General features: G+C 69.9%; 9 protein-coding genes and 2 pseudogenes. 5 read left to right on the forward strand and 6 right to left on the reverse strand.

Going from position 1 to position 12,055, the window contains the following annotated elements:
• Nucleotides 1–194: 194 nt before the first annotated feature.
• Nucleotides 195–339, forward strand: a pseudogene (locus ACY34I_RS25760) (NADAR domain-containing protein); the annotation flags it as partial.
• A gap of 261 nt (nucleotides 340–600) precedes the next feature.
• Here ACY34I_RS25760 and ACY34I_RS25765 read toward each other — a convergent pair.
• Complete coding sequence (locus ACY34I_RS25765) at nucleotides 601–1,209, reverse strand: class I SAM-dependent methyltransferase (RefSeq protein ID WP_462757593.1); 609 nt, start codon at nucleotides 1,207–1,209, stop codon at nucleotides 601–603.
• Between the two features lie 44 nt (nucleotides 1,210–1,253).
• Between ACY34I_RS25765 and ACY34I_RS25770 the strand changes: the two genes are divergently transcribed.
• Nucleotides 1,254–1,658 (forward strand): MerR family transcriptional regulator, encoded by a 405-nt coding sequence (locus ACY34I_RS25770; protein ID WP_462757594.1) that lies wholly within the window; start codon nucleotides 1,254–1,256, stop codon nucleotides 1,656–1,658.
• 198 nt (nucleotides 1,659–1,856) lie between these two features.
• Here the strand turns inward: ACY34I_RS25770 and ACY34I_RS25775 are convergent, their stop codons facing one another.
• The 3 genes and pseudogenes from ACY34I_RS25775 to ACY34I_RS25785 all read right to left on the reverse strand — a co-directional run.
• Entirely contained in the window at nucleotides 1,857–3,119 is a 1,263-nt protein-coding gene (locus tag ACY34I_RS25775) for an LVIVD repeat-containing protein (RefSeq protein WP_462757595.1), read from the reverse strand.
• A gap of 324 nt (nucleotides 3,120–3,443) precedes the next feature.
• A complete protein-coding gene (locus ACY34I_RS25780) occupies nucleotides 3,444–3,695 on the reverse strand; it encodes a class I SAM-dependent methyltransferase (protein ID WP_462757601.1) in 252 nt (83 codons plus the stop codon).
• 162 nt (nucleotides 3,696–3,857) lie between these two features.
• Nucleotides 3,858–4,643 (reverse strand): annotated as a pseudogene (locus ACY34I_RS25785) (transposase); the annotation flags it as partial.
• Between the two features lie 336 nt (nucleotides 4,644–4,979).
• On the opposite strand from ACY34I_RS25785, the gene ACY34I_RS25790 reads away from it, so the two are divergent.
• Nucleotides 4,980–6,140 carry an alkaline phosphatase PhoX gene (locus ACY34I_RS25790; protein ID WP_462757596.1) on the forward strand — a complete coding sequence of 387 codons (1,161 nt, stop codon included), beginning with the start codon at nucleotides 4,980–4,982 and terminating at the stop codon, nucleotides 6,138–6,140.
• Here ACY34I_RS25790 and ACY34I_RS25795 read toward each other — a convergent pair.
• The gene (locus ACY34I_RS25795) at nucleotides 6,110–6,400 is read right to left on the reverse strand and encodes a hypothetical protein (RefSeq protein ID WP_462757597.1); all 291 of its coding nucleotides are present in this window, start codon (nucleotides 6,398–6,400) and stop codon (nucleotides 6,110–6,112) included. The two genes, ACY34I_RS25790 and ACY34I_RS25795, sit on opposite strands and share 31 nt — an antisense overlap.
• A gap of 267 nt (nucleotides 6,401–6,667) precedes the next feature.
• Here ACY34I_RS25795 and ACY34I_RS25800 point away from each other — a divergent pair, with 267 nt between their 5' ends.
• A complete protein-coding gene (locus ACY34I_RS25800; protein WP_462757598.1) occupies nucleotides 6,668–8,200 on the forward strand; it encodes a ricin-type beta-trefoil lectin domain protein in 1,533 nt (510 codons plus the stop codon).
• A 199-nt stretch (nucleotides 8,201–8,399) separates the two neighbouring features.
• Nucleotides 8,400–9,989, forward strand: a complete 1,590-nt coding sequence (locus ACY34I_RS25805) for a glycoside hydrolase family 64 protein (protein WP_462757599.1) — start codon at nucleotides 8,400–8,402, stop codon at nucleotides 9,987–9,989.
• A gap of 639 nt (nucleotides 9,990–10,628) precedes the next feature.
• Here the strand turns inward: ACY34I_RS25805 and ACY34I_RS25810 are convergent.
• Entirely contained in the window at nucleotides 10,629–11,399 is a 771-nt protein-coding gene (locus tag ACY34I_RS25810; RefSeq protein ID WP_462757600.1) for an NPCBM/NEW2 domain-containing protein, read from the reverse strand.
• Nucleotides 11,400–12,055 lie beyond the last annotated feature (656 nt).

A 12,055-nucleotide genomic window follows, 5' to 3' on the forward strand; every position in this document is an offset into this window, starting at 1 on the left:
GCACTCACCGCCAACCGGACCAGCCGGCTCGCCACCTTTCGTGCAGAGGAGAGCCAGCGCCGTCTCACCAGCATGCACCCGTCTCCCCTACCTGCTAAGGAGTGCCAAATGAGCACGCCCCGTTCACCGCCCAGGCCGCCGTCGAGAGGGTGCGGATCGCGCAGGATCTGTGGAACAGCCGCAATCCGGAGCGGGTGCCCAGCCCCGTCGACCGGATCTGGGGCATCGGACTCGCCGCCGATGACCCCCGCGCCACCGACCCCACCCGCAGGGGGGCTCAACCTCCTCGGCTTCACCCTCATACATACCCGCGACCAGCTACACGATTACAGCCGGTGACTGCCACGCCTTCCGGACTACGGCCACCGCCCCGATCAAGATTCGGAGGCCAGCGGTCGCGGCTCATGGGCGCACCGGACGCCACCCGACCGGGGGCGCTGCCCTCGTGGCACAAACAGCAGCGGCCGAACACGCCTGCTGTCCTGACGGCCAGTCGCGCGGCTGTCTTGGCCGGGCCCGAACCGCTCCTATGCGATCTGCCCCGGCCACCTCAGATGCCACAGGCCATCTCGGCCGCTGTTCAACAGCGCGCAGGCGGGCTCAGGTTGCGGTAGCGACACAGGCGGTTGAGTACGTCAGCTCGTGGCGCTCGACATTGCCGAACACCTGCCGCAGGGCCGCCATCGTCTCGCCCCACCACGTTTCCGGCCGGGCAAGGGCACGCTGAACCCGCCGGGGTGAATGGGCGGAATGCCAGGCGATCAGAAGGGTACCGCCGGGGCGCAGCACCCTATGAACATCGGCCAACGCCGCCTGCAGGTCAGGCCACATCGGGACCGTGTTGACCGCGACGACATGATCAACGTGGCGGTCGGGAAACGGCAGCGCTCCCGCGGCGCCCAGCCGCAGATCAGACCGCTCGGCGGCGCCGAGACGACGCAAACGGCGACGGGCTTGCCCCACCATGACCGGGGAAGGGTCCACCCCACACACCTGCGCGAGCGGGTCGCGGGTCACGAGTAGCTGAAGCAATTGACCCGGGCCGAACCCGACTTCGCAGCTGCGAGCCCCCGGGACCGGCGGTAGCAGACCGAGTATCTCTCGGTGAGCGGAGTCGTCACGGCCCATCACCCAACCGGCCAGCCATCCAAGCGGCCCGGACGGGATCTTGAACGGGTTGAGCGTAGCGCGAGGGAGGTCATCGGCCATGACGTCCACCTTGTCGCTCAACCTGGGTGAGGTCAAATGGCCGCATGCTCACTGTCGGACAGGCCGCCACCCGGCTGGGACTGCGAGTATCCGCGGTGCACTTCTACGAGCGGCGTGGCCTACTTCCCGTAGTACCGCGAGTGGGCGGGCAGCGCCGCTACAGCGACGAACACCTGCGGCGGCTGGCGTTCGTGCAGCTGTGCCAGGAGGCCGGACTGTCGCTGGACGAGACTCAGGTGCTGCTCACCTCCCGCGCGGCCATCTGGCAAGAACACGTACGTGCTCGTATCACCCAGCTTGGGGCTGATATCGCACGGCTGCAACGCGCCCGTGGCTACCTCGCCGGGTCGCTGCGCTGCCCGGCCGACCACCCCGCCGTTGAGTGTCCCCACGTGCAGCGAGAGCTCGACGATCGACTGGCCGCGGCCGAGCCACCCATCCCCCGCTGAGGTTTGGCCCGAGCGTCACTCGGCATCGAACTGGCGCCGGCGCCCCCATTCAGGCCGAAGACGGGGCGAGGGCGACGAGGGCGGTCGCGGTGGGCACCTCGCCGGCGGTCAACGACTCGAGTTGCTCGGCGCGGTTGGACAGTACGACACGAAAGCGGGCGGGCACCGTCGGCGCCCGCCCGCTTCTTCGCGAGGGTGTCAGTTGAGCAGGAACGTCTGGGTCTGCGGGTTGAGCATCGGCAGCTTCTTGGCGCCGGCCGTCTCCGGGCCGCTGTACCGGATCACGTCCACGCCGCGCGAGATGTCGTTGGCGACGATCAGGCCGTTGTACCAGTAGGTCGACCACTGGTTGGACTGCATGTCGTAGTAGCCGATCTCCTTCGGGTTGCGCGGGTCGGTCAGGTCTACCACCGAGGTTCCCGAGCCGTACGCGGAGGAGACGAGGATGTTCCGTCCGGCGACCGGCACGAAGTTGAAGTTGTGGTACGTGTTCGGCTCGGCGCGCGGAATGCGCAGGTGGCTCAACGGGACGCTCGGGTTGTCGACCGCGTACGTCCAGAGCGCCCCGAACGGCTCCTGCGCGGGCCCGAAGTACTCGTCGCCGAAGGTCACGTACTTCCCGTCGTTGGTGAACGCCGCGCTGTGCCAGATGTCCACGTCCGGCGTGTCGACGTTGGCGATCACCCGGGGCGCCAGAGGGTTGCTGATGTCCCAAAGCTGCCCCTGTGACAGGCAGGCCACCGCGGCCAGCTTGCGCGGGGTCAGGACCTGGATGTCGTGGCAGGCGAAAAAGTCGCCGGACGCGCCGGCCATGAGGTCGATCCCCTTGACGGTGGGCTCGGCGACAACCTTCGCGGCGAGGCCGGCGGCGGCGTCGCCACCCGGCACGTCGATCACCGAGATCCGCTCGAACGGGGCCTGGCAGTCCGGCCCGATGTTGCTGGCGCTCAGCGGGTACGACGCGACGTAGATGTAGGTGCCGCCATCCTCGCGGGGCACGAGGGTGTGGGTGTGCGAGCCGCAGTCGGTCCGGATCGCCTGCAGGAACCGCGGTGCCCTCGGGTCGCTGACGTCGAAGACGCGTACCCCTTCCCAGGCGCCGGGGGTGGACGCGGTGACGTTGCGGGATCCTTCGCAGCCTGGCGTGCTCTGCGGCGTGTCCACGGACAGGAACAGCAGGTCACCCCAGACCGAGACGTCGCCCTGGGGGCCGTTGCAGTGCACGTCGGCCAGCGCGACCGGTGCGCCGGGCTCGGAGATGTCGATGATGCGGAAGCCGCCGTAGTGGCCGGCGTAGACGAGGCTGCCGGAGAAGGCGAGGTCGGAGTTGACGCCACCGGTGTGCGCGTCGGTGGAGAGCAGGTGCATGTTGCGGCTGTAGCCGTCGGCCGGGCTGCTCGGCGGGGGCGGCGGAACGGACCCGTCGTCCCACGGCTCGTGCGCCTCGGCAGGAGACGCCATAAGGGCAAGGAGGACCGCCGCACCGGCGACGGCGAGTGATCGGATTCGAGAAGGTGTACGCACGGCGCTCCCTCACGTCGGACGTGTCGCCACATGACGCGATCACGCAGGTGAAGATCACCTTGTCAAACATTTCCACCTATCGCTAGCCCTTCGATGGAAATGGCCCTGGTCCGGGGCCTGCTGACGCCTGACCACGTCGCCAACAGCGCACCGCTGACGGATCCGCGCAGCCGGGGCGAGCTACTGTGCCGGCCAGGAGACCGAGGCGAATCCGCCTACCGTCCGTTCACCCCCCAGCAACGTTCGAGCCAGGGTGGCGGGTCAGCCTGCGGGCCGGCGGGCGACCAGATCGATCGCAGGGCTGTTCATACGCCTCGGACGGAGCCGGAGGTTGACGTCGCTGAACCCGGCCCGCTCCACATCCTTGGCCAACTGCTCGGGTGAGGTGTGCAGCACGTGGCGGTGCACCGTAATCGCCAGCCGCCCGCCGGGCCGCAGCACGCGGTACACCTCAGCAGGGCCGGCCTGCTCGTCCCAGAGCATCACGTTGTTGACCGAGACCACGGCGTCCACGCTCCGATCGGAGGGATCTCCACCACGCCAGCGGCCACGCCGCGGCGCAGCGGGCAGCAGCCAGTTGGCGCATGGTCGCCGAGGGGTCGACGCCAACCACGCGTCCGGTCGGGCAACACGGTCGGCGGCAAGAGCGAGGCCGACGCCTGGCCCGTGTCCAACGGTGGCCTGCCGGATGGCTTGCCGGACGGGTTCGGTGATCGTGACGCCGACCGAGAAGCGGATGTCGAGGTGCTGCTAGCGCAGGCCACGGATACGGATGTGGACGAGGAAGCGGTGGCTGGAGCCGGCCGAATCGCAGCGGAGCAGGATCGGGGTGCCGTGCCGATGCGCGTCGGGGATCTGGGCGAGGGTGTGGTCGAGGACGGTGATGTGGTCGGCCGTGGTGCTCGATCCGGCTCGGCCTTCGCGGAGCATCCCGGCGAGGGCTTCGCCGGTGTTGTCCAGGAAGCAGAACAGCGGGTGGAAGCCGAAGGTCTTCTTCCAGGTCCGGGTCGCTGATTCCTTCTCGGAGTGGCGGATCACGATGGACGCGTCCACGTCCAGGACCAGTCCCGGTACCTGCTGACCGGCCACCATCGGCGCGGGCAGATCGCCGCGGGTCTCGGCGTGCTGGGCCCAGGCGACCTCCCGTGCTTGGGCTCGGGCCGCGCGTAGCTCGGCCCGGCCCGCCTCGTCGAGCTGGGCGAGTAGCCGCCACCCGGTCGGATCGGAGGCGACCGGCCCGAACAACCCGCTCTGGTCGCGCAGCAAGGCCAGATCCACGGCGATCCGGCCCGGGTCGTGTCCGCGCTGCCGCTGCCGCGGCCCGGCGAGGGCCTGGCTGAACACGCTGGTCAGACCGGTTGCGTCCGCGAGATCGGCCAGCAGTCGGGCACCGGCGTGGTTGACCACGCCGCGCCCGCCACCGGTGACCACAATCTTTGGACGTGTCGGGGTAGCCTTCACCCCGCAGGTGCCTTCCGTGACGGGACGATCAGGACTCTCGACAAGCCCTATTTTCCCAGATCAGAAGGCACTTCTGCGTTTCCAGCCCAGCCCATGGACAGCCGTTAACGAAGGGCTGAGGCTAGTGCCCCGGCGGTAGCTGTTGGATTCGCTGGTAGCGGGTTGAAAGATTCGCGCGGCATTGGCGGTGCTGCACGCCTTCGGGTTTGACCACCGGGACTATCTGATTTCCGTCTATCGATCGCCAGGCGGTTGCCGTGCGCTGTTCACCTCACGCTCCGCCGCCGTATAGAAAACCACCATTATGTTCTCGGTACCCGATTTCGAGGAGGGTTCATGGATCGGCGCACACTACTGAGGGCGACGGTAGCCGGAGCGGGTGGTTTGGTACTGCCCTTCACGGCATGGTCCACCGCGTACGCAGCACCGGCACAAAACGCCGCCAGCCCCTACGGCCCGTTGCAGGCCGCCGACGCCAACGGCATTCAACTGCCGGCCGGCTTCACCAGCCAGGTCATCGCGCGGTCCGGTCAGGTCGTGCCCGGCACCTCGTACGTCTGGCACAACGCGCCGGACGGTGGTGCCGTGATCCCGAGCGGCAGCGGCTGGATCTACGTGTCCAACGCCGAGACCAGCGCCACGTCGGGCGGTGGCGCGTCGATGATCTCGTTCAACTCCAGCGGCCAGATCACCGGCGCCTCCCGCATCCTGTCCGGCACCAACAACAACTGTGCCGGCGGCAAGACCCCGTGGAACACCTGGCTGTCCTGCGAGGAGATCAGCCTCGGCCGGGTGTGGGAGACCTACCCCCTGGGCGGTACGGCCGTCGCACGACCGGCCATGGGCCGGTTCAAGCACGAAGCCGCCGCCGCCGACCCGGTCCGCAAGGTCATCTACCTGACCGAGGACGAAACCGACGGCCGGTTCTACCGGTTCGTCCCGACCACCTGGGGCGACCTCTCCGCCGGCACCCTGCAGGTCCTGGTGGCCGGCACCGCAACCTCGGGCACGTTCACCTGGGCCACCGTCCCCGACCCGGACGGGTCGCCCACGGTGACCCGCAGGCAGGTCTCCGGCGCCAAGGTTTTCAACGGCGGGGAAGGTTGCCACTACGCCAACGACACCGTCTGGTTCACCACCAAGGGCGACAACCGGGTCTGGCAGGTCAACCTCGCCAACAACACGTACGAGTTGGCCTACGACGACAACCTGGTCAACCCGGGCACGGCCCCGCTCACCGGTGTCGACAACGTCACCGGCTCGACGTTCGGAGACCTCTACGTCGCCGAGGACGGCGGCAACATGGAGATCTGCATGATCACCCCGGACGACACGATCTCGGTGTTCCTGCGGATCATCGGACAGAGTTCGTCGGAAATCACCGGCCCCGCCTTCACCCCCGCCGGTGACCGGCTCTACTTCTCGTCGCAGCGTGGCACGACGGGATCCTCGTCCGGCGGCATCACCTACTGCGTGACCGGGCCCTTCCGTACCTGACCCCCTGACCCGCACGGGATCAGCCTGGCCCGCCCGTCCGTGGGCGGGCCAGGCCGTTTCCGGCCGAGCCATCGGTCGACCGGCGCGGCGATGGCCGGATACGCCCCGGTGGGTACGCAGCGGCTGGAGCCGCCCACCACCACGTCGCCGGCGCCGTCCCGGGAGACGTGCACGCCGAGGTTCGTCCCGTCTCGCTGGAACTGGTACGCCAGCTCGGTCACGCTGCTGCGGTCGGTGGCCCGCCAGCCGTCCGCGGTCAACGCCGGCACCACCTGCGCCCGACAAGGCCCAGCCGTCAGCAGTGGCAACGATCTTCGGACGCGGGCTCGGCGCGGCGGGGCACGACCACCTGTTCCGGGTCGCCGGGCATGCGTCTAGCAGTGGCCGGCGGCGGGCCGGTCCCGCCCGGCACACCCGACATCGACTTGACAAGAAAGTTAACTAATCGGCACTCTTCTATGAGAGAGCGCTCTCTCCGCCGTCTCACACCGGTCCCGCACCCGCCGGGCCCGGCCGGAAGGAGATCGATGAACAAGCTCCTCGGGCTGCTCGCCACCGCGGTCCTCGCCGCCGGCCTGACCGCCCCACCCACCGCCGCGGCGGCGCAACCACCACCAACCGCCGGCGCCGCCGACGCGACCGGTCTCACCCCCGGCATGGCCGAGGCCATGCGCCGGGACCTCGGGCTCACCGACCGTGAGGTGGCCGCCCGGCTCCGGGTCGAGGCCGGGGCGGCGGTGATCGACCGGCGGTTACGGACCCGACTGGGGTCGCGGTACGCCGGCTCCTGGCTGACCGGCGGCCGCCGGCTAACCGTGGCGGTCACCGACCCGGCGGCCGCCGCCACCGTCCGCGCCGAAGGCGCCGAGCCCCGGCTGGTCAACCACAGCCTGACCGCACTCGCAGCCGTCCGGGCCACCCTCGACCGGTACGCGGCACGCCATCGGCCGGCCGCCGATGTGCGCGGCTGGTACGCCGACACCGTCGGCAACTCCGTCGTCGTGCTGGTCGAGCCGGGCCACACGGCGGCGGCCGCGTCCTTCGTGGCGGCCAGCGGAGCACCCCGCGCCCTGGTCCGCTACGCGAGCGAGGCGGACGTGCCCCGGCTCGTGTACGACATCCGCGGCGGCGACCAGTTCGTGATCAACGGCAACGTGCTCTGCTCGGTGGGCTTCGCCGTCGCGGGCGGATTCGTCACCGCCGGGCACTGCGGCGGCACCGGCAGCTCCACCCTCGGCTACAACAACGTGGCCCAGGGCACCTTCGCTGGCTCGTCCTTCCCCGGCAACGACTACGCGTGGGTACGCACCAACAGCAACTGGACCCCGCGACCGTGGGTCAACAACTACGCCGGCGGCAACGCGCCCGTGGCCGGCTCGCGGGACGCGGTGATCGGCAGCTCGGTGTGCCGCTCGGGCCGGACCACGGGCTGGCGATGCGGCACGATCCTCGGCCGGGACGAGACCGTCAACTACGCCCAGGGCCCGGTCTACGGGCTGACCCGCAGCAACGCCTGCGCCGAACCCGGCGACTCCGGCGGCTCCTGGCTCTCCGGCGACCAGGCCCAGGGCGTCACCTCCGGCGGCACCGGCAACTGCACGAACGGCGGCACCATGTGGTTCCAGCCGGTCAACGAGATCCTCGGCGTCTACGGGCTGTCGCTGACCACGACCGGCGGCGGGACGCGGATCATCAGCAACTGGAACAACCGGTGCATCGACGTGCCCTTCTCCAACTTCTCCGACGGCGTACCGCTGCAGACCTGGACCTGCAACGGCACCCTGGCGCAGAGCTGGACCTTCACCGGCGGCACGCTACGTACCCAGAACAACCTGTGCATGGACGTCGCCTGGGGCTCCCGCGACAACGGCGCAGTCATCCAGATCGCCTGGTGCAACGGCACCGGAGCCCAGCAGTTCGTCCTCTCCGCCGCCGGGGACCTGGTCAACCCGCAGGCCAACAAGTGCGTCGACATCAAGGACTGGAACAACTCCGACGGCGCCCGCCTGCAACTCTGGGACTGCGCGGGCACGGCCAACCAGAAGTGGCGCACCGGCTGAGTCCGGATCGCGGACCGGGCCCGCGGCGCTCGCCGCCGGGCCAACCGCAATCGTGCCCGCCGGCGTCCGCAGGCGAGCGAAACCACGCCGGCTGCCGCGATCGGCGATGTCCCCAAGCCCCCACACCCCACCTGCCACCACCCGAGCCGATCACTCCAAGATCGCTCTCTCCCGTCCCGTTCCACCGGAGGTGGTATCCATGCGTCTTCGAAGAAAGCTGCTCGCCGTCGCGTCCGCCCTGCTCGCCGGCGTCGCGGGCACCGTCGCCGCGACCCCGGCCCGCGCGGTCGGTCCGGCGTTGCTGCCCGTCACCGTCACCAACACCACCGGCCGCGCAGACCCGGTCTACCTGTACGTCATCGGCACCCAGTTGTCCACTGGCCGGCTCGGCTACGTCACCTCCGGCGGCACGTTCGTGCCCTGGACCGGCGGCCAGATCCCGCCGTCACCCGCGCCGGACGCCTCCATCCCGGGCCCCGGCACCGGCGGCAGCACCACCATCCAGGTCCCGCGCGGCTTCTCCGGTCGGGTCTACTTCGCCCTCGGGCAGAAGCTGAGGTTCTTCCTCACCCCGGACGGGCTGGTGCAGCCCGCCCCCTGGGCGGCCGGTGACGCCAACCGGGACATCCTCTTCGACTGGAGCGAATTCACCTACAACGACGCTGGGCTGTGGCTGAACAGCTCTCAGGTGGACATGTTCGCAGTGCCGCACGCGGTGACCGTGACCGGCGCCAACGGTGTCACCAAGCGGACCGGCGACCTGATGGCCAACGGACGCACCGCCGTCATTGACGGGATCCGCGCCCAGCCGGGCTGGGCCAACACCCTGCACACCCGCTCGGACGGGACCGTGCTACGGGTCCTGGCCCCCGGCAAGGCCGCCGGCGCCGGCCTGCTCAGCCCCACCTACCTCGACTCCTACATCGCCGCCGCGTGGAACGCGTACACCACGAAGACGCTGACCGTGGTCCCCTTCACCGACCAGCCGACCACCCGGTACTACGGGCGGACCTCGGGCAGCACCATGACCTTCACCAACGGCAGCGGTCAGGTGGTCGCCTCCTTCAACCGGCCCTCCTCGGCCAGCGTCTGGGGCTGCGACGGCGACCTGCCCGCGCCGAACGACCAGGTGGTCGGGCCGATCTCGCGTACGCTCTGCGCCGCGCTGAACCGGGGCACGCTCGGCACGATCGACACCCAACCCAGCACCAACGCCGCCGACTTCTACCGCAGCAACCCGACCAACCAGTACGCTCGACTGATCCACGCCAACATGGCCGACGGCAAGGCGTACGCGTTCGCCTTCGACGACGTCGGCGGCTTCGAGTCCCTGGTCCACGACGGCGACCCCCGCGCCGCCGGGCTGATCCTGAGCCCGTTCACCGGCGGCGGTGGCAGTCCCGGCACCGGGGTGGCCGTGGTCAGCAACTGGAACAACAAGTGCATCGACGTGCCGAGCGGCAACTTCGTCGACCGCGCCCAGCTGCAGATATGGCCCTGCAACGGCACCAACGCGCAGAAGTGGACGTTCACCGGCACGGCCCTGCAGAGCCAGAACAACAAGTGCATGGACGTCGACGCCGGGTCCACCGCCAACGGCGCGGTCGTCCAGCTCTACACCTGCAACGGCACCGGCGCCCAGCAGTTCACCCTCAACGCGGCCGGCGACCTGGTCAACCTCCAGGCCAACAAGTGTGTCGACATCAAGGACTGGAACGGCAGCGACGGCGCGAAGCTCCAGATCTGGGACTGCGCGGGCACGGCCAACCAGAAGTGGCACAAGGGCTGACGACGGAGCGGCACCACTGCCGGCGGCCGGCCGGGTCCGGCAAGCGACCCGGCCGGCGGCGCAGTCGTTCAGTCCTGGACGCCCTGCTCGAGGTGCCGAACGCCGCGAGCCCCATGGTCGGTACGGAGTTCATCGGCACGTCCATCACCTCCCCCGGTGACGGCCCCGGGGACCCGGCAACCGGGCGCGACGGCGAAGTCGACCCGGTCGCAGCCGGCGCCACTACGAGCGGTTGGGCCACAACGTCAGTTTGCCGGCGAGGCGGTCGCGCAGCCGCGTTTGTGGCCTGCAGCAGCCCGGCGGGCAGCCGATCCCCTCTCCGTATGCGCCGGACTTCCTACGCGACGGCGGCCGGCTCGATTTGCCCGACGACCTGGCGGTACTCGCGGCGAGGACCCTCGACCGGATCATGGCCGCCGACTCCAAATGGCGCGACCTCCACACTCCCCTTTATCCGTCCACAGTTCCCGGTGCGGCCGGCTGAGGCGAGAGGGCCGGTTGTGCGACTACTGGGGCGGCAGCGGGTCGTCGCAGGGACCGACAAGCGCCTCAATCGATGGTGGGAAGGGATCCGGGAGGGCGGCGTGTTGACCGCGCCCTCCCGGCCCTTCCCGGTGCCAGTGGCTCCGCTGAGACGGCTTATCCGCAGGTCACCCGGGCCTCGCCCCAGTCGGCGTGGTCGAAGTTTCTACCGTCTCCACCGTCGGTGACCTTCAAGGTCAACATGCGCACTCCCGCGACGTCGACGCCGAGTGGGCGCGCGCCGTCGGCACGCCGGACGACTCCGGTGTCGGCGAGTTGCCGGCCGTCGCCGAGGACCTGGAACGCGACCGAGCCGGACTGGGTGACCTCGTCGTCGATGCCGACCTCGGCCTGCAGTTGGCTGCAGGCCCCGCCCAGCCACACGGTGAGCTCGCTCGGCGCGTGGGTCCCGATGCCCTTGGCGTACGTCCTGCCGCCGATGGACAGGGTCTGTCCGTCGCCGGCACCCGTCTCCCCGTTGGATTTGTCGCGCTCGACTGGCCCCCATCCGTTGCTCTCGCTCAGGAGCGGCAGGTCGCTCACGTACGTTGTTCCGCTCGGGCTAGGCAGCGGAACGAACACGCGGACTGCCTCCTCGACATGCACCGGACGCTTCTGCGGGTCGTCTGAGAAGCGGTAGGTGGCGACGACCGGGACATCGACGTAGCCGGGGGCGGCATCCCCCGCGGCGGTGACCGTCCACGCGCCGCCGATCGACTCACCAGCCCGCAAACGCTTCGTCGATACTGGCGCGCCGTTCACGCTCCAGCCCGCGGGCGGCGTCACCCGCAGCGTGACGTCGGTGATCGGCGCGCCGGCGGGCAGGGTGAACGTGCCGCGTACGTCGATGGTGCTGCCTGGCCGTGCCTCCGCCTGGGTGGGCGTCACCGCAAGAATCGTCTGCGGCGCCCGGCGTACCGGCTGGTCACAGGTCGACATTCCCTTGGCGTACTTGCAGACCACGGAGACAAAGCGTCCCTGATCAGCTTAGTGATCCTGAGTCGGATTTAGTTTCCGGGATCGTTTCCCACCGTGGTGGGGTCGCGTGGGCGTGGAAGTGGAATCCCGCGCCCAGGGCGGCTCCTCGCGGCTGGTGGCCGGTGGTGGGTGTGCTGATCGTGTTCACGCCCTGGTGCCGGTGGGCTGCGCGGGGCAGCCTCCGGTCCGTTGGTGCGTGTCCCTCCGGACGCTTACCCGCCGAGCCGTGAGGCCGGGTGGGGGAGGGTGCCCCGCGTCGCCTGGGCGCGGGGCGTGGGGTGCGGGGCCGGGTGGGGCCGGTCTTCGACCGGTCCCCCCGGCAGGCCTTCGTGATGACCGCGGAGGCTTCAAGCTTGTCGACCACGGCGCGGATCACCATGTGCCCGCTGGCCTTGTCAATGACGGTCTTGGCCTGATGAGTGAGGCCGCGGGCGGCGATCCGCCGCCAGGCACCCTGGTCACGGTCGCCCTGCCAACGGCAGGACTGGTGGGGACAGATCGCCCACTTCCAGCCTGGGGTGGTGGACTTGTCGGGGGCCTTGCGATGCTGCAGCGGTGTCAGGCAT

The sequence above is a fragment of the Micromonospora sp. RTBAU3-60 genome (assembly GCF_054963695.1).

Bases quoted from the DNA above. Each gene is read 5' to 3' on its own strand.
- ACY34I_RS25790 (WP_462757596.1), top strand. From the start codon at position 4,980: ATGGATCGGCGCACACTACTGAGGGCGACGGTAGCCGGAGCGGGTGGT.
- ACY34I_RS25770 (WP_462757594.1), top strand. From the start codon at position 1,254: ATGCTCACTGTCGGACAGGCCGCCACCCGGCTGGGACTGCGAGTATCC.
- ACY34I_RS25805 (WP_462757599.1), top strand. From the start codon at position 8,400: ATGCGTCTTCGAAGAAAGCTGCTCGCCGTCGCGTCCGCCCTGCTCGCC.
- ACY34I_RS25765 (WP_462757593.1), bottom strand. From the start codon at position 1,209: ATGGCCGATGACCTCCCTCGCGCTACGCTCAACCCGTTCAAGATCCCG.
- ACY34I_RS25800 (WP_462757598.1), top strand. From the start codon at position 6,668: ATGAACAAGCTCCTCGGGCTGCTCGCCACCGCGGTCCTCGCCGCCGGC.
- ACY34I_RS25775 (WP_462757595.1), bottom strand. From the start codon at position 3,119: ATGGCGTCTCCTGCCGAGGCGCACGAGCCGTGGGACGACGGGTCCGTT.